The organism is Mycolicibacterium wolinskyi (genome assembly GCF_002101965.1).
In the GTDB taxonomy this organism is placed as follows: Bacteria; Actinomycetota; Actinomycetes; order Mycobacteriales; family Mycobacteriaceae; genus Mycobacterium; species Mycobacterium wolinskyi.
Genome location: NZ_LQQA01000031.1, coordinates 33,800 through 51,268, shown reverse-complemented (window position 1 = coordinate 51,268; position 17,469 = coordinate 33,800). Strand labels below are relative to the sequence as shown.

At 67.0% G+C, this 17,469-nt stretch carries 18 protein-coding genes; 14 read left to right on the top strand and 4 right to left on the bottom strand.

Annotation, left to right across the window (positions count from 1 at the left end; translation table 11 throughout):
• Position 1 precedes the first annotated feature (1 nt).
• The 8 genes from AWC31_RS27725 to AWC31_RS27690 are packed head-to-tail and all read left to right on the top strand — an operon-like array spanning position 2 to position 6,561.
• Positions 2–199: a hypothetical protein gene (locus AWC31_RS27725; RefSeq protein WP_067859861.1), complete on the top strand. Its 198-nt coding sequence runs from the start codon at positions 2–4 to the stop codon at positions 197–199.
• 34 nt (positions 200–233) lie between these two features.
• Positions 234–1,640, top strand: coding sequence for an Asp-tRNA(Asn)/Glu-tRNA(Gln) amidotransferase GatCAB subunit A (locus AWC31_RS27720; protein ID WP_085147449.1), 1,407 nt, complete (start codon positions 234–236; stop codon positions 1,638–1,640).
• Positions 1,637–2,098, top strand: a complete 462-nt coding sequence (gene ureE / locus AWC31_RS27715) for an urease accessory protein UreE (protein ID WP_067859821.1) — start codon at positions 1,637–1,639, stop codon at positions 2,096–2,098. The genes AWC31_RS27720 and ureE overlap by 4 nt, the downstream gene beginning before the upstream one ends.
• Positions 2,095–2,754 carry an urease accessory protein UreF gene (locus tag AWC31_RS27710; protein ID WP_085147447.1) on the top strand — a complete coding sequence of 220 codons (660 nt, stop codon included), beginning with the start codon at positions 2,095–2,097 and terminating at the stop codon, positions 2,752–2,754. Before ureE ends, AWC31_RS27710 begins: the two co-directional genes overlap by 4 nt.
• Positions 2,755–2,775: 21 nt before the next feature.
• A complete protein-coding gene (gene ureB, locus AWC31_RS27705) occupies positions 2,776–3,426 on the top strand; it encodes an urease subunit beta (protein ID WP_085147445.1) in 651 nt (216 codons plus the stop codon).
• A complete protein-coding gene (ureC, locus tag AWC31_RS27700; RefSeq protein WP_085147443.1) occupies positions 3,423–5,129 on the top strand; it encodes an urease subunit alpha in 1,707 nt (568 codons plus the stop codon). The genes ureB and ureC overlap by 4 nt, the downstream gene beginning before the upstream one ends.
• Complete coding sequence (ureG, locus tag AWC31_RS27695) at positions 5,126–5,743, top strand: urease accessory protein UreG (protein WP_085147441.1); 618 nt, start codon at positions 5,126–5,128, stop codon at positions 5,741–5,743. The genes ureC and ureG overlap by 4 nt, the downstream gene beginning before the upstream one ends.
• Positions 5,740–6,561: an urease accessory protein UreD gene (locus AWC31_RS27690; RefSeq protein WP_085147439.1), complete on the top strand. Its 822-nt coding sequence runs from the start codon at positions 5,740–5,742 to the stop codon at positions 6,559–6,561. The genes ureG and AWC31_RS27690 overlap by 4 nt, the downstream gene beginning before the upstream one ends.
• Here AWC31_RS27690 and AWC31_RS27685 read toward each other — a convergent pair.
• Entirely contained in the window at positions 6,485–7,714 is a 1,230-nt protein-coding gene (locus AWC31_RS27685) for an RNA polymerase sigma factor (protein ID WP_085147793.1), read from the bottom strand. The genes AWC31_RS27690 and AWC31_RS27685 overlap by 77 nt on opposite strands.
• Positions 7,715–7,906: 192 nt before the next feature.
• On the bottom strand, positions 7,907–9,508 hold the full coding sequence (fadD8, locus tag AWC31_RS27680) for a fatty-acid--CoA ligase FadD8 (protein WP_067859101.1): 1,602 nt from the start codon (positions 9,506–9,508) through the stop codon (positions 7,907–7,909).
• 167 nt (positions 9,509–9,675) lie between these two features.
• Between fadD8 and AWC31_RS27675 the strand changes: the two genes are divergently transcribed.
• Positions 9,676–9,933 (top strand): hypothetical protein, encoded by a 258-nt coding sequence (locus AWC31_RS27675; protein WP_085147437.1) that lies wholly within the window; start codon positions 9,676–9,678, stop codon positions 9,931–9,933.
• A gap of 66 nt (positions 9,934–9,999) precedes the next feature.
• Here AWC31_RS27675 and AWC31_RS27670 read toward each other — a convergent pair whose 3' ends face one another.
• The gene (locus AWC31_RS27670; protein WP_085147435.1) at positions 10,000–10,458 is read right to left on the bottom strand and encodes a YciI family protein; all 459 of its coding nucleotides are present in this window, start codon (positions 10,456–10,458) and stop codon (positions 10,000–10,002) included.
• Between the two features lie 197 nt (positions 10,459–10,655).
• On the opposite strand from AWC31_RS27670, the gene AWC31_RS27665 reads away from it, so the two are divergent.
• The 4 genes from AWC31_RS27665 (at position 10,656) to AWC31_RS27650 (ending at position 15,908) form a co-directional block, all read left to right on the top strand.
• Entirely contained in the window at positions 10,656–12,290 is a 1,635-nt protein-coding gene (locus AWC31_RS27665; protein ID WP_085147433.1) for an amidohydrolase, read from the top strand.
• Between the two features lie 29 nt (positions 12,291–12,319).
• Entirely contained in the window at positions 12,320–13,885 is a 1,566-nt protein-coding gene (locus tag AWC31_RS27660; RefSeq protein WP_085147431.1) for a long-chain-fatty-acid--CoA ligase, read from the top strand.
• A gap of 146 nt (positions 13,886–14,031) precedes the next feature.
• The gene (locus tag AWC31_RS27655; RefSeq protein WP_234791053.1) at positions 14,032–14,934 is read left to right on the top strand and encodes an esterase family protein; all 903 of its coding nucleotides are present in this window, start codon (positions 14,032–14,034) and stop codon (positions 14,932–14,934) included.
• Positions 14,935–14,936: 2 nt separating this feature from the next.
• Entirely contained in the window at positions 14,937–15,908 is a 972-nt protein-coding gene (locus AWC31_RS27650; RefSeq protein ID WP_085147791.1) for an o-succinylbenzoate synthase, read from the top strand.
• An 83-nt stretch (positions 15,909–15,991) separates the two neighbouring features.
• Here the strand turns inward: AWC31_RS27650 and AWC31_RS27645 are convergent, their stop codons facing one another.
• Complete coding sequence (locus AWC31_RS27645; RefSeq protein ID WP_085147429.1) at positions 15,992–16,339, bottom strand: type II toxin-antitoxin system HicB family antitoxin; 348 nt, start codon at positions 16,337–16,339, stop codon at positions 15,992–15,994.
• Positions 16,340–16,494: 155 nt separating this feature from the next.
• Here AWC31_RS27645 and AWC31_RS27640 point away from each other — a divergent pair, with 155 nt between their 5' ends.
• Positions 16,495–17,463: a GlxA family transcriptional regulator gene (locus AWC31_RS27640; protein WP_207626445.1), complete on the top strand. Its 969-nt coding sequence runs from the start codon at positions 16,495–16,497 to the stop codon at positions 17,461–17,463.
• Positions 17,464–17,469: the final 6 nt, after the last annotated feature.

The window sequence follows — 17,469 nt, the reverse complement described above, 5'->3', positions numbered from 1 at the left end:
CATGGCCAACAACGATTTCAGTCCGTCGCAAGAACAAGTGTCGGCGGCGTTCGAGTTCGCCGGGGTGACCGTCCCCGCCGATCGTGTCGCAGCCAACTACGAAACCTATTCATCGACACTCGCGCTGATCCGTAAGGCCTCGGCACCGGGGCTGGGTGAGACGGTCCCCGCTGTCGGCTTCAAAGCGCACTGGGACTGACCGGCCAACGCGAGAAAGGACACCGAAAACCACCATGGAACTCTACGAACTTCCGTTGATCGAGGTCGCCGAGAAGATCCGCACCAAGGAGGTCTCGCCGGTCGAGGTCACCCAGTCGGCGCTGGCCCGACTCGAAGCGGTCGAGCCGACCCTCACCGCATTCGTCACCGTCACACCCGAACTCGCGCTCGAGCAGGCCAAGCTCGCGGAGAAAGAGATCGGCGGCGGCAACTATCGTGGCCCGCTGCACGGTATCCCGCTCGGGGTCAAGGACCTGTACGACACGGCCGGCGTCAAGACCACCTCGAGCTCGGCCCAGCGGGCCGATTACGTACCGGACGCCGATTCGGCGTCAGTCGCCAAGCTGTACGACGCGGGAATGGTCCTGATCGGCAAGACCCACACCCACGAATTCGCCTATGGTGCAACGACACCCACGACCGGAAACCCGTGGGCACCGGAGCGGACGCCCGGCGGATCCAGCGGTGGCTCCGGGGCGGCCGTAGCTTCTGGCGTCGTGCACGTCGCGCTGGGCAGCGACACCGGTGGCTCGATCCGGATCCCGGCGGCCCTGTGCGGGACCGTCGGGCTCAAGCCGACGTTCGGCCGCGCGTCACGGGTGGGCGTCGCGTCCTTGTCGTGGTCTCTGGACCACGTCGGACCGCTGAGCCGCAACGTGATCGATTCAGCCCTCGTGATGGCCGCGATGTCGGGCTTCGACCGACGCGATCCCGGCACGGCGAACGTGCCGGTGCCCGACATGGTGACCGGCATCGACGCGGGCGTGGCAGGCAAGAAGATCGGCATTCCCGTCAACTACTACACCGACCGGGTGGCGCCGGAGGCGGCCGAGGCCGCGCGGACGGCAGCGGCCGAGTTCGAGGCGCTCGGCGCCGAGCTGGTCGAGGTCGAGATCCCGATGGCCGAGCACATCGTCCCGACCGAGTGGGCCATCATGATGCCGGAGGCGACCGCCTATCACCTGGATTACCTGCGCAATTCACACGACAAGTACACCGACGAGGTGCGTGTTCTGCTCGAGACGGGGGCGGCCCAGCCCGCCACCGACTACGTCAACGCGCTGCGCCTGCGCACCCTGATCCAGGCCGCGTGGAAGGACATGTTCTCCTCGATCGACGTGTTGTTGGCCCCGACCGTCGTCGCACCTGCGACACTGCGGTCAGACCCGTTCGTCCGGTGGGCCGACGGTTCGGTCGAGGCGGCCACCGCTGCGTACGTGCGCCTTTCGGCACCGGCGAACGTGACCGGCCTGCCGTCGTTGTCGGTTCCCGCCGGGTTCAATGCCGACGGGCTGCCACTGGGCGTTCAGATCCTCGGAAAGCCGTTCGCCGAGCCCGAGATCCTGCAGCTCGGCTACGCGCTGGAGCAGAGCACCGACGTCGTCGGCAAGATCGCGCCCGTGCTGGCCGAGGTGGCGTGACGGCCGTGGCCGACGGACCACGGATTCTCGACGGCATCGTCGGTTGGGCGACCGACGATGCCGTCGCGGGCCGGTTACACGAGCTGCGGCATCATCAGGCGGTCGAGTACGTGCATCTCGATGCGCACGACCTCGACCGCAGGAGGTTGCGGGTGACCTCGGACGCCGGCACGGACTACGCCGTGATCCTCACGCGAGACAGCACCCTCGGTGACGGCGCGGTCCTGCTGCTCGAGGCGGATCGTGCGGTGGTCGTGCGGGCGGGTGCGCCGCAGACCCTGACCCTGCGCGTCCACGACCTCGCGGCCGCACTCCGGCTGGGTTTTCTTGCCGGTCATCTACATTGGAAAGTCGACCAGCACGACGACACCCTGGTGGTCCATGCGGAAGGGCCGCGATCCGACTACACCGCCCGCATCACCGAACTGCTGGCTACCGGCCGCGTCGAGGTGCTATGACCGACCTCGGCCAGCTGCTGGCCGGAATTCGGTTCGGCGACAGTGCCTTTCCGTCCGGCGGGTTCGCGTTCTCCTCCGGTCTCGAGGGCTCGCATCGCGACGGGCTCGTATGCGACGAGGACGATGTGACGGCGTTTGCCGCCGAACAGCTCAGCGGCAGGTGGCATTCGTGCGACCGCGTGTTGATGCGGCTGGCCTGGCCGCAGCTCGATCCGCAGGGTACCGACGAACTCGCCGAGGCGCTCGCGTCGATGGCGGTGCTACGGCAAGCGTCCCGCCGGGCCGGTGCGGCCACGCTGGCGACGTTTCAGGCGGTGGTCGACCATGGTGTCACCGACTACCGCACGCGCGTGCTCGCCGGGTCCGCGCCCGGCCACCTGCCGGTCGCGCAGGCCGTGTGCTTTCGCGCCGCGGGTCTGGGCCTCGACACCGCCGAGGCGGTTTCCGCGTGGCAGGTGGTGTCGGGAATCACCAGCGCCGCCTTGCGTCTCGGCATCTGCGGGCACCTCGGCGCGCAGCGCGTGCTGACCGCGTTGAGCCCGGCGCTGCTCGACGTACTGCGCCGTGAGCCGCCCGGCGAGCCCGCCGCGTTCATCGCATTCGCCGACATCGCGGCCCAGCGCCGCGGAGACGGTGTGCGGTTGTTCGCGAGCTGATCTCGAACCGAAGGAGAGTATGTGAACCTGACGCCCACCGAGCTCGAGCGCTTGACGATCTTCACCGCGGCCGAGCTCGCCAGACGCAATCTGCGCGAGGGGATTCCGCTGAGCCACCCGGAAGCGGTGGCGTTCCTGACCGACGAGGCGATGCTCGCCGCGCGCAAGAACATGGCCTATGACGAGGTGATCGATCACGTCACGGGTCTTCTGGACGCCGACCAGTGTGAGCCCGGCGTGCCGGACATGGTGCGCATCGTGATGCTGGACGCGCCGTTTGCCGACGGTACCAAGCTGGTCACCCTCATCGATCCGATCGTGGCCCGAGGGGGCGACGCCCGACCGGGCGAGATCATCGTGGGCGACGAGCCGATCGAGCTGTTCCCCGGCGCTCAGCGGGTCACGCTGACCGTCGTCAATCGCGGTGACCGCGATATCCAGGTCCGCAGCCAGTCGCATTTCTGCGAAGCCAATGCCGCTCTGGAGTTCGACCGTCGCGCGGCGTGGGGCCACAAGCTGGCCGTGGCTTCCGGAGCCGGGGTGCGGTTCGAGCCGGGTATTCCGGTCGAGGTGACGTTGGTGCCGATGGCGGGGGACCGGATCATTCATGGATTCTCCGGCTCGGCCAACGGGCCGTTGGACGCCGACGGTGCGTTGGAGGCCGCGCTGTGACGAGTATCGATCGCCACGCATACGCCCGCATGTTCGGCCCGACCACGGGTGACCGCATCCGGCTGGCGGACTCCGAGCTGTTCGTCGAAGTGGAGCACGACCACACGGTGCCCGGGTTCGAATTGCTCAGTGGGGCAGGCAAGTCCGTACGCGACGGCGAGGGCTATCGACCGTCGTCGAAACACTCGGACGGCGCCCTCGACTACGTCATCATGAACGCGGTTGTGATCGACGCGATCGCCGGAATCGTCAAGTGCGACATCGGTATCCGGGACGGCAGGATCGTCGGGCTGGGCAAGGCGGGCAATCCCGACACCATGCCCGGCATCACCCCTGGCCTTGTTGTCGGTACCAGCACGACACCGATTCCCGCGGAGGGGATGATCGTCACCGCAGGCGCGATCGAGACGCACGCCCATCTGATCTCACCGCAACAGACCGAGCACGCGCTGTCCACGGGAACCACCACGCTCATCGGCGGATCCCTCGGCCCTTCGTTCGAGGTGGCGACCGGTGGCCCGCGCAACCTCGGGCTGTTCCTCAAGGCCGGCGACTACACCCCGATGAACTACGTGCCGTTCGGACGCGGCTCCTCGGATCCGGCGGCTGTGCTCGAGATGGTGACGGCCGGGGCCGGGGCGGTCAAGATCCACGAGGACTTCGGGGCATCACCGGCCATCATCGACAAGACGTTGCAGGCAGCCGATTCCGCTGATTTCGCGGTGCACCTGCACACCGACTCGATCAACGAGTTCGGTTTCTCCGAGACGACGATGTCGACCATCGGCGAGCGGACGATTCACCTCTACCACGTCGAGGGTGCGGGCGGCGGACATGCGCCGGACCTGATCCGCTGCGTGAGCTACGACAACGTCATCCCCGGCACGACCAATCCGACCAACCCGTACACGCTCGGCGGTCTGGATGAGGGCGTGCCGATGACGATGGTCGCGCATCTGATGAACTGGGAAGCGCCCGAGGACATCGCGTTCGCCGAAGCCAGGATCCGGCCGCAGACCATGATGGCCGAGGATCTCCTGCACGACATGGGCGCGATCTCGATATTCGGCAGCGACACCCAGGGTATGGGCCGGGTCGCCGAGAACATCGCCAACTGCTGGCAGCTCGCCGCGGTGATGAAGCAGCGCGTCGGGCGCCTGCCCGAGGAGACGACCGCCGCCGCCGACAACGAACGCGTCAAGCGATACATCGCCAAACTCACCATCAATCCGGCGATTTCGGTCGGTACCGACGCCCACATCGGTTCGGTCGAGGCAGGCAAGGTCGCCGATCTGGTGATCTGGGATCCCGCCTTCTTCGGTGTGAAACCCCGGGTGGTGCTCAAGCATGGTTTCATCGCGTGGGCGGCGCTCGGCGACGCGGCGGGCTCGATATCGTCATCGGAACCGATCATCCAACGTCCCAACTGGGGTGCGCTCGGCGACGCGGCCGCCGAGTTGGGATTCGTGTTCATGTCCTCGCTCGCGGTCGACGCCGGTGTGCCGGAACGCCTGGGCCTACGCAAGAACGTGTTGCCGATCAAATCAGTTCGCGGCCTGAGGAAGAAAGACATGGTGCGCAACGACGCCCTGCCGCATGTCGAAGTCGACCCCCGCACGTTCGAGGTGCGCGCCGACGGGCAGCTGCTCATCACCGAACCCGCTGTGAACCTGCCGTTTTCGAGAAAGTACATGCTGCGATGACAACTGCGCTCAAGGCCGCCCGCATCGGTATCGGCGGCCCCGTCGGGTCCGGTAAGACCGCGCTCGTCGAGGCCCTGCTCGCCGGGTTCGCCCAGCGTGGCCGGTCGGTCTCGGTCATCACCAACGATCTGGTGACCGTGGAGGACGCCGAACGCATCCGCCGCTCGGGGCTGATCGACCCGAGACGCGTGCGGGCCGTCGAGGCCGGCGGCTGCCCGCATACGGTGATCCGGGAGGACCCGTCGCTGAACATGGCCGCGGCCGACGCACTCGAGGCCGAATTCCCGGACACCGAAATGATCCTGCTCGAGTCGGGTGGGGACAATCTGGCGTCAACCTTCTCGCGTGACCTCGTCGACTACTGGCTCTTCGTGATCGACGTCGCCGGTGGCGACGACATCCCGCGCAAACGAGGCCCCGGCGTGCTGCGCTGCGATCTGCTCGTCATCAACAAGGTCGACCTGGCCCCGCACGTCGGCGTCGACCTGGCCTTGATGTGCAAGGAGGCCGACGAAGTCCGCCGCGGCAGACCGGTTGTCGCGATCAGCGCCCGCGGCGGACAAGGTGTCGATGTGGTGATGAACGTGCTCGAGCGGGACGTGTTGTTCGTGTGACCACGGCTCTTGATCTGGTCTTCGCCCGCGTCGGCGGCCGGACCGTGCTGACCAGGCGGCGCTATCGCTGGCCGCTGCTGATCGGGCGGGTGTTCGACGAGCCCGCACAGCCCGGCATGGGTTCGGTGACCGTCCAGAACGCCGCGGGCACAGTCATTCCCGGTGACGTGGTCCGGCAACGCATCGGCGTCGTCGATGCCGGGTGGGCAGTGGTGCGGGGCCAGGGCGCCACCGTGGTCAGTGGCGTGCCCGGCCGTGGCGAGGCGGTCGAGGACGTCTGCGTCCGGGTGGGCGCAGGCAGCAGACTGCTGCTCGATCCTCCACCGCGCATCCTCACTGCGCATGCCCGCTACCGCCAGCACACGCAGGTCTGTGTCGAGCCCGGCGGGCAGGCCGTGTTCACCGATGCCGTTGTGCTGCACCCCGCTCTGACCGACGAGGTGTTCGGCAGCTACGCGTCACGGGTGGCGATCACGGCGGCGGACGGCGCGCTACTCGCCCTCGACGCGCAGGTGCTCGCCACGATGCCCGTGGTGCGTCGTGCCCCAACCGCGTTCGGCACGGTCTACATCGTCGGAGCGGGCCTCGACACCGCGATGACGGCCCGGACGCCGGCACTCGAATCGGTCGCCGACCTCGGCAGCGTGTATGTGGGCGTCACCGACCTGCCCAATTCGGCCGGGTGGGCCGTGCGGATCGCCGCGTCGGACGGCGGTGCGCTGCGCACGGCCATCGGCGCGGTCATCGGGCTCGTGACGCCTTGTCCAGCAGAACTTCTCGTTCCCGTTCGTTGTCCGTCATCGACGCTGCCCGGCTGAACTCGGCGGCCGCCTCATCGTGTCGGCCCAGCCGCGACAGCAGCTCACCGCGCACGCTCGGCAGCAAGTACGAGTCGTCGAGGCCGTCCAGCCCGTCGACGATCACCAATGCCTCGGCAGGTCCCGAACTCATCGCCACCGCCACCGCCCGGTTGAGCTGCACGACCGGCGACGGCGCGATCTGCAGCAGCGCGTCGTAGAGCGCCACGATGCGGTTCCAGTCCGTGTCGGCGGCAGTCGGTGCGACGGCATGGCATTCGGCGAGTGCGGCCTGCAGCGCGTATGGCCCCCATCCCGAACTCCGTTGCTGCCGTGTGGTATTCGCTCGTTCAAGGGCCGCGACGCCGCGCCCGATCTGGGCCCGGTCCCAGCGGGCCCGGTTCTGGTCCTCCAGCAGGATCGGCCTGCCGTCGGCGTCGGTGCGGGCACCGAACCGCGACGACTGAAACTCCATGAGCGCCAACAATCCATGGACTTCGGGTTCGTCGGGAACGAGTGCGGCCAGCACCCGACCCAGCCGCAACGCCTCTGTGCAGAGCTCGTCACGAATCCAGCGGTGCCCGAATGACGCCGAATAGCCCTCGTTGAAGATCAGGTAGATGACCGCGAGCACCGCGGTGAGTCGCCGAGGGTACTCCTCGCGGGGCGGAACCTCGAACGGCGCGTTGGCCGCCGACAGGGCCTTTTTCGCCCGAGTGATACGGGCGGCCATCGTGGCCTTCGACGTGAGAAACGCCCGGGCGATCTCCTCGGTGCTGAGCCCGCCGACCATCCGCAGGGTCAACGCGATTTGCGCCTCACGTGCCAGCACCGGGTGGGCGGCGATGAAGATGAGCCGTAGCACGTCGTCATCGATGCGGTCTGGATCCCACGCCTCGTCGACGTGATCGGCGAGTTCGCGGGCAAGCTCGCCGTACTTGGCGTCGAGGTTCTCCTGGCGGCGCCAGTGGTCGATGGCCTTGCGTTTGGCGACCGTGGTGAGCCATGCCCCGGCGTTGCGCGGCACACCGGTCTGCGGCCATTGCGTCAACGCGTCGACCAGCGCCTCCTGCGCGAGATCCTCGGCGAACCCCACGTCACCGACTACGCGGGTCATCGTCGCGACGATCTTTGCGGCTTCCATGCGCCAGACCGCGTCGAGGGTCTCGCGCATGTCCGTCACCGTTTCCGCCACGCCGCCATTGTGCCGACTGTCACGCCAGAGTGGCACCCGAGCTCGCGAGCCACTCTGGCGTGACAATGGCGCTAAGGCCATCGCCGTGATATCACCCGCGATATCGCATTCCGGACTCATATGTGCCAACACTCCGGGGTGCTGGTGTGGCCAATGTGACAAACGTGAGCATCACCCGATCGCGCGGGCAGCACCCTCCCAGAACTGTGCGCGCACCGCCTTCTTGTCGGGCTTGCCGAGTGCAGTCACCGGAACGGAGTCGACGACGATCACCTGCTTGGGCGATTGCACGGAACCCTTGCGCTCCTTGACCGCGGCCTGGATCTCGGCCGTCACCCGGGCAACCGCTTCCTCGCTGGAGTCCGCGTCGGGCCGCAGCACGATCACGGCGGTCACGGCCTCGCCCCACTTTTCGTCGGGCGTCCCGATGACGCACACCTGCGCGACGGAAGGATGTTCGGCCACAACGTCTTCCACCTCACGCGGGAACACGTTGAAGCCGCCGGTGACGATCATGTCCTTGACGCGGTCGACGATGAACCAGTAGCCGTCCTCGTCCTCGCGTGCCATGTCGCCGGTGCGCAGCCAGCCGTCCTTGAAGGTCTCGGCGGTGGCCTCGGGCAGTTTCCAGTAGCCACCCGCCAGCAGCGGCCCGGACACACAGATCTCGCCGACCTCGCCGCGGGGCACCGGATTGCCTTCCGGATCGAGCAGCGCGGTGCGCGCGAACAGCGTCGGCCGCCCACATGAGGTCAGCCGCTTCTCGTCGTGGTCCTTCTTGCCGAGATACGAGATCACCATCGGCGCCTCGGACTGGCCGTAGTACTGCGCGAAGATCGGCCCGAACCGCTTGAGCGCCTCGGCCAGCCGCACGGGGTTCATCGCCGAGGCGCCGTAGTACACCGTCTCCAGCGACGACAGGTCACGGGTGTGGGAATCCGGGTGGTCCATGAGCGCATAGATCATCGACGGCACCAGCATGGTCGCGGTGATGCGACGTTCCTCGATCACGCGCAGCACCTCGGCCGGATCGAACTTGGGCAGCACGATCATCTCGCCGCCCTTGACGATGGTCGGCACGAAGAACGCCGCGCCGGCATGCGACAGCGGTGTGCACATCAGGAAGCGCGGATTCTCCGGCCACTCCCATTCCGCGAGCTGGATCGTGGTCATCGTGGTGATGGACCGGACCGTGCCCATCACGCCCTTGGGCTTGCCCGTCGTGCCGCCCGTGTAGGTCAATCCGCCGATGTGGTCGGGCGGCAGCTCGGCGGCCTGTAACGGCTGCGGCGAGTACTTGGCGGCCTCGGCGACCAGGTCGACCCCCACGCCCTCGAGCGCCGCGGGCACCGGGCCGATCGTCAGGATCTGCCGCAGCGACGGCACCTTCTCCAACAGACCCAGCGCACGGTCGACGAAGGCGGGCGTCGGATCGATGATCAGCGTCGTGACTTCGGCGTCGGACAACACGTAAGCGTGGTCGTCGAGCGAGCCGAGAGGGTGTAGTGCGGTGCGGCGGTAACCCTGCGTCTGGCCGGCGCCGATGATCATCAGCACCTCGGGCCGGTTCAGCGACAGCAGGCCGACGCCCTCGCCCGTGCCTGCCCCCAGCGCCTCGAACGCCTGGATGTACTGGCTGATGCGCTCGGCGAGCTGCCCGCCGGTCAGCGTCGTCTCGCCCAGAAACAGCACGGGCTTGTCCTTGTTGCGCTTGAGCGCACCCACCGTGAGGTGGCCGGAATGGATCGGATGGTGCAGCAGATCATCACGCATGCCCATCAGATTAGAACGTGTTCCAGAAATGCTGCAGGGGATCCCCTGATGTGTGCGCGGGCAAGTACCCCGGACGGCGGAAGTCAGGTAGTGGACTACTCGCGTTTTGGCAGGCAGAGCTACCTAGCGTCGTATCCAGTTCACCGACCACCCGCAGGAGTCACACCATGGCACGCCATCCCGGCACCTACACGACGATCACTCCGTCGTACGCGCTGCTGTGCGTGGCTTTCGGTGCTCTCGCGGCGGCCGCATACGTCGTCGTCGCGCCCGACTCGATGCCGGCTCTGACCGGCGCGCAGTGCGCGCACTACCACTCCGATTTCGACGAACGCCGTGCCCTGCTACCAGCAGATTCAGCCGATGACTGGACGCACCCGCAGGCGGTCGACATTCCGCAACTCGGCGGACGGTGCCATTTGTAGAGGGCGGGGGGCGGCCAGTCCCCGGCGGGTTAGGGACCGCCGGGGACTGCGCCGATATCGCCGGCGTCAGCGACCGGCGGCCTTGCGTGCCTCAGCGGCGACCTTCTCCGCGAGGTCGGCCCGCCACTGGATCTCCTTCTGAATCCACTCGTTGTCCTGGGGAAACTCCTCGGTCTCGCTCACGCGGCGCACCTCGAGCTTCACCCCGGTGCCGAGCGGGCACTTGCGCGCCCACTGCTTGGCCTCTTCCTTCGAGGACACGTCGAGCATCCAGAACCCGTTGAACAACTCCTTGGCCTCGGTGTACGGGCCGTCGGTGATCACCGGCGGATCGGAGTTGAAGTCGACGACGAAGCCCTCCTCGGGATCGGTCAATCCCTCTCCGGCCAGCAGCACCCCGGCCTTGACGAGCTCCTCGTTGAATCGACCCATATCGGCGATGATCTGGTCGAAGTCGATCTCCTGCTCGGCCATCGCGGCCTCGGCCTCGGGGGTGGACCGCATGATCAGCATGTAGCGCGACATTGTGTGTCTCCTTCTGGTGTCGGGAAGGGGCGCGTCCATTCTTGTTCAGGTTGCCCCTCGCAAGTACGTCGAACGAGACCCCCGCGAAATCGACACGACTCCCAAAACTTTTTGGAACGCATCGGTGCGGTCCGGCCCACGACACGGATTTCCGGCGACACGCCCGGGCCGACGTCACCACGCCATAGCATCCGGGCATGGCCTCAAGTGATTCTGCTCCTCCGCCCCGAGGTGCCGATCTGGTTCTCTTCGGAACCGTCCTCACCGTCGACTCCGCGCAACCCACCGCAGAGGCGCTCGCCATCGCCGGTGGCAAGATCGTCGCGGTCGGTGGCCGTGCCGACGTTGAAGAATGGGTCGGGGCCGGCACCGAGGTGCGCTCGGTCGACGGCTGCATCATGCCGGGTTTCGTTGAGGCACATGGGCATCCGCTGATGGAAGCGGTTGCGGTGTCGGACCGGATCGTCGACATCCGGCCGGTCACGCTGCGCACGGCCGACGCCGTCCTCGAGGCCATCCACGCCGAGGTGGCGTCCAGGGGCGCGTCCGGTGCGTATCTCAACGGCTGGGACCCGTTGCTGCAGCCAGGGTTACCCGAGCCGACACTGGCCTGGCTCGACGGCGTCGCACCCGACACCCCGTTGGTGATCACCCACAACTCCGGTCACAAGGCGTATTTCAACAGCGCTGCGGCCAAAGTCGCCGGGCTCGACCGCGACACCCCGGACCCGAAGGGCGCCAAGTACGGACGTGACGCCGACGGCGAACTCGACGGCACCGCCGAGGAGACCGCCGCGGTGTTCCCGCTGCTGGGCGAGGCCATCTCGGTCAGCGACTATCCAGCGATGCTGCGGGCCGAATGCGCCCGGCTCAACCGGGCCGGGCTGACGACGTGCTCGGAGATGGCGTTCGACCCGATGTTCCGGCCACTGCTCGACCAGATGCACGATCACCTGACCGTGCGGTTGCGGACCTACGAGATGTCGACCGCAGCCCTGCACACCGACGCCGAACCGTTCGAGGGCGACGACATCGTGCGCCAGGTCGGCATGAAGATCTGGGTCGACGGTTCACCGTGGATCGGCAACATCGACCTGACGTTCCCCTACCTCGACACCGAAGCCACGCGGACCATCGGCGTCGTGCCCGGGTCCTGCGGGCACGCCAACTACACCCGCGAACAGCTCGCCGAGATCGTCGGCACCTTCTATCCGCAAGGCTGGCAGATGGCCTGCCACGTACAGGGCGACGCCGGCGTCGACACGATCCTCGACGTCTACGAAGAGGCGTTGCGAGCACACCCACGCGACGATCACCGGCTGCGGCTCGAACACGTCGGCGCCATCACGCCCGAGCAGCTGCAGCGCGCCCACGATCTCGGTGTCACGTGCAGTCTGTTCGTCGATCAGATCCACTACTGGGGCGACATCATCGTCGACGGACTGTTCGGGCCCGAACGCGGCGAACAGTGGATGCCCGCCGGATCGGCCGTCGCAACCGGGATGCGGATCTCACTGCACAACGATCCACCCGTCACCCCGGAGGAACCGCTGCGCAACATCAGCGTCGCCGTCACGCGCACCGCCCCGAGCGGGCGCGTGCTGGCGCCCGAGCAGCGGCTGACGGTCGAGCAGGCGATCCGGGCGCAGACCATCGACGCGGCGTGGCAGTTGTTCGCCGACAACGTGATCGGGTCGATCGAGGTCGGCAAGTACGCCGACCTTGTCCTGCTGTCGGACGACCCACGCAATGTGGCCCCCGAGACCATCGCCGACCTCGAAGTACACGCCACTTTCCTCGCGGGCAGGCAGGTTTATCCGAAAGCCGGTTGACGGCCCGGGTGCCGTGGCACGCTCTGGGCATGTCCGAGTTGCCGGCACCGAAGTTTCTCGACGAACGCGTGGCCCACTGGGCGGCAACCAAGCCGGACGGCGAGGCCGTCACCTATCTGAACCGGACGTGGACGTGGGCTCAGTGGAACGACCGGATCCGCCGGCTGGCCGGTGCGTTGAGCGCGTGGGGGATCGGTCGCGGAGATGTGGTCGCGTTCCTGGACAAGAATCACCTGGCGTGTGTCGAATTGACCCTGGCGGCATCGTCGCTCGGCGCGGCGAATGCCATCGTCAATTTCCGGTTGGCGGCCGACGAACTCGACTATGTGCTCAACGATTGCGGCGCGAAGGCGTTGATCGTCGGGACCGAACTCAAGCCCGGCATCGACCAGATCGCCGACCGGCTGACCACGATCGAACGCATCGTGACCATCACCCCTGACGGGGCCGATGGCGACGAGTACGAGGCGCTGCTGGCCGGTGCGACGCCGGTGGACCGCTCACCGGAGGTACAGCCGGATGACGTGTGCATGGTCATGTACTCGTCGGGGACGACAGGTCGCCCGAAGGGGGTCGCCCTCACGCAGACCAACATCCTCGCCCACACCCGCAACGCATTTCAGAGCTGGGTGATCGAAGACGACGACAAGAGCCTGGTCGCCATGCCGCTGTTCCACGTCGGTGGTTCGTCGTACGTGCAGTTCGGAATCCAGAACGGCCTACCGACGTATCTGGTGCGCGAGGTCGACGGTGCCGCACTGGCGACCGGGATCCTGGCCGGCGCCAATCGCACGTTCCTCGTTCCCGCGGTCCTCGCCACGGTGCTCGAGTCCGGTGCGGACGCGGTGAAACTGTTCGGTGCGTTGAAGACGTTCTGTTACGGCGCATCGCCCATGCCGTTGCCGCTGCTGCGCGCTGCGTTGAAGGCCTGGCCCGACACCGACTTCATCCAGGTGTACGGGCTCACGGAGGTGTGCGGTGTGATCAGCCTGCTCGGCCCAGAAGACCACCGCGGCGCCGACGAGGAGCGGTTGATGAGTGCGGGCACGGTGATCCCCGAAGCCCGCGTGCGGGTCGTCGACCCGGACACCCGCCAGGATGTCCCCATCGGCAAGCAGGGCGAATTGTGGTTCTGCACACCGCAATTGATGAAAGGCTATCTCAATCGTCCGGATGCCACGGCCGAGGCGATCACGCCCGACGGCTGGTTCCGGACGGGCGACATCGGCCGGATCGATGAAGACGGCTACATCTTCGTCGAGGACCGGCTCAAGGACATGATCATCTCCGGCGGCGAAAACATTTACTCCATCGAAGTCGAACGCGTGCTGGCCGAGCACCCCGCGGTCACCGAGGTCGCGGTCATCGGCGTGCCCGACGAGAAGTGGGGTGAGGCGGTGAAAGCCGTTGTCGCTCTTGACCACGACGTGCCCGAGAAGGAATTGATCGCGTTCGCCAGGGAGCGGCTTGCCGGCTACAAGTGCCCCAAGTCGGTGGACATCGTCGATGCGTTGCCGCGCAATCCCACCGGCAAGATCGTCAAGAAAGACCTCCGAAAGCCGTACTGGGAGGGCCGCGACCGCGCCACCGTGTAGGAACCGAGTGTGCGGTTTTCTACCTTTTCCGTCCCGAGCGGAGTAGGTTCGCCCCATACGTGTGCGCGAAGAGGTGGGGTGCGGACATGGCGGATGCGCATGGAGTGCATAGGTTTTCCCGCGGGACGGTGATTCTGACCGCCCTGATGGTCGCGGTGACGGTCGGACTGCTCGGGCCGCCGCAGAAAGCAGAGGCCTGGTCGCGCGCCGGTCTGCCGGTCGAGATGCTCTCCGTGCCGTCGGGGTCGATGGGCCGCGACATCAAGGTGCAGTTCCAGGGCGGCGGGCCGCGTGCGGTCTACCTGCTGGACGGTCTGCGTGCGCGTGAGGATTTCAACGGCTGGGACATCGAAACTCCGGCCTTCGAGTGGTTCTACCAATCGGGTCTGTCGGTGGTCATGCCGGTCGGTGGCATGTCGAGCTTCTACACCGACTGGTATCAGCCCGCCGCGGGCAACGGCGGGGTGTGGACGTACAAGTGGGAGACGTTCCTGACCAGCGAGCTTCCGCAATGGCTTGCCGCCAACAAGGATGTGTCCACGTCCGGCAACGCGGTGGTCGGCCTGTCCATGTCGGGCAATTCGGCGATGATCCTTGCCGCCTACTACCCGGGGCAGTTCATCTACGCGGGTTCGCTGTCGGCATTCCTCAATCCCTCCGCCGGCCCGTGGCCCGGGCTGATCGGGCTCGCGATGGGCGACTCCGGGGGCTTCAGCCCCAATGCCATGTGGGGTCCGCCGGGTGATCCGGCATGGGCGCGCAACGATCCGACCGTGCAGGTGGGCAGGCTCGTCGCGAACAACACGCGCATCTGGGTCTACTGCGGGTCGGGGACGCCAGGCGAGTTGGGCGGCGGGGATCTTCCGGCGACCTTCCTCGAAGGCACCGCGTTGCAGAGCAATTTGAACTTCCGCGACCAGTACATCGCGGCGGGCGGCAACAACGCGGTGTTCAATTTCCCGCCCACCGGAACCCACACGTGGAGTTACTGGGGTGCGCAACTGCAGGCGATGAAACCCGACATTCAGCGGGTGCTGGGTGCCGGTTAGGCATCATTGACTGCGTGCCCGCGCTTGACGATGTCCTGGACCGTATGCACGTCGTCGCGCTGCCGATGCGCGTGCGCTTCCGCGGCATCACTGTTCGTGAGGTGGCGCTGATCGACGGGCCGGCAGGCTGGGGAGAATTCGGGGCCTTCCCCGAATACGAGGCGCCCGAGGCGTCGGCCTGGCTGGCCGCGGCCATCGAGGCCGCCTATCGACCGGCGCCCGAAGTGCGTCGCGACCGCATTCCGATCAACGCGACCGTGCCCGCGGTCGAGCCCGAGCAGGTGCCTGCGGTGCTGGCCCGGTTTCCCGGGGCCGGCACTGCCAAGGTGAAGGTGGCCGAACCGGGGCAGACGCTGGCCGATGACGTCGCGCGCGTCAACGCTGTCCGCAAGCACGTTCCGGTGGTTCGGGTCGACGCGAACGGTGGGTGGAGCGTTTCGCAGGCCATCTCGGCAGCTGAGGCTCTCACCGCGGACGGGGCGCTGGAATATCTGGAGCAGCCGTGCGCCACGGTCGAAGAATTGGCTGAGTTGCGAGCGCAGGTAAAGGTTCCGATCGCTGCCGACGAATCGATTCGCAAGGCGGACGATCCACTGCGCGTGGTCGCGTTGGGGGCCGCCGACGTGGCCGTCCTGAAGGTCGCGCCGTTGGGCGGGGTGGCGCGCATGCTCGACATCGCGGCCCAGATCGATCTGCCGATCGTGGTGTCGAGCGCACTCGATTCGGCCGTCGGGATCGGCCGGGGGTTGTTGGCCGCCGCGGCGTTGCCGGAGCTACGGCATGCGTGTGGGCTGGGAACCGGTGGGCTGTTCGTCGAAGACGTTGCCGAGCCCCGGGTTCCGGTCGACGGATGCTTGACCGTTTCCGCCGTGGTGCCTGATCCGGCGCGGTTGTCGACGCTTGCGGCGCCCGCGCCGCGGCGGCAGTGGTGGATCGAGCGGGTGCGAGCGTGTTATCCGCTGATTTGCGCGTAGTGGCCCGGCGAGTCACACGCGTCACTTCGGCACCTGGGAGGTCCGGCAGGTATGGGTCAGAAGAGCGATATCGCCGGTGATATCTAGTACAAGTCACTCAGTGACACTGGCGGACGGCCCGCGAGCTTCTGAATCACCCACTGGTTCAACGACACTCCTTGTTCGCTGGCTTCGACGGTGAGCCGGGCGTGCAGCATCGGCGAGGCGCGGACGATGAACTTGCCGGTGTAGCGGCGGTCGGTCAGCGACTCGGGTGGATCCATATCGCTGGCCAGTAGATCGGCCACCTCCTGTTCGACTTGCTTCTCGATATCGGCGATCGCCGCCCCGGCAGTAATACCGCGCGACCACAGCAAGGGGAACTCGAGGCACCGACCGATGTACTCCTTCTCGTCCGGAAGCCACTCGGCGCGGTAGGTGTACTGAGTCATGGCTCGATCATCGCGGGAGACTCCGACAACCCGAGCACTGATATCACCCGTGATAGCGCACTTCAAAGGGCATCAGGCCTTCCGAAACGGCCGATGTCCTAATTTGTGGGGTGCATGGCGTAGACGACATCGCCGGTGTCCTCAACACTGAAGACGTGACGCGATCGGTGGTGATCCTCGGCTACTCCGGCGTGCAGGCGCTGGATCTGGTCGGGCCATTCGATGTGTTCACGAGCGCGACGTTGTGCCTGGCCGGCAAGGAGAACTCCGACGGCGGCTACGCCGTCACTCTCGCCTCCGTCGACGGCCAGCCCGTCACAACCCTCACCGGTCTCGAGTTCGTCGCCGCGCCGCCACCCGACCCCCACGGCCCGATCGACACCATCGTGATACCTGGCGGTATGGGTGCGGAGGCGGCGCGGCAGAATCCCGCCGTCATCGAGTGGATCACCACCGCGGCCGGCCACGCCCGACGGGTCGTCAGCGTATGCACCGGCGCGTTCCTGGCCGCGCAGGCCGGTCTGCTCGACGGTTGCCCGGCCACCACGCACTGGGCGTCGGCCAGCCGGCTGGCCGACGAATTTCCCACGGTGGCAGTCGATCCCGAGCCGATATTCGTGCGCAGTTCGGAACGGGTGTGGACGGCCGCTGGGGTCACCGCCGGAATCGACCTCGCGTTGTCGCTGGTCGAGGACGACTACGGCACCGAGGTCGCCCAGACCGTCGCCCGCTATCTGGTGCTCTATCTACGCAGACCGGGCGGACAAACCCAGTTCGCCGCGCCCGTGTGGATGCCCCGCGCCAAACGTGCGCCGATCCGCGAAGTGCAGGAGGCCATCGAATCCGAACCCGGTGGCACCCATAGCATTTCCGCGCTCGCCGAGCGAGCCGCCATGAGCCCACGGCATTTCACCCGGGTGTTCACCGACGAGGTGGGCGAGGCGCCCGGCGCGTACGTCGAGCGGATCCGTACCGATGCCGCCCGGCGTCAGCTCGAGGAATCCGACGACACCGTGACCGTCATCGCCGCCCGGTGCGGATTCGGAACCGCGGAGACCATGCGTCGCAACTTTGTTCGGCGACTAGGCATTTCACCTGATCAATACCGGAAAACCTTCGCGTGAGGAGAC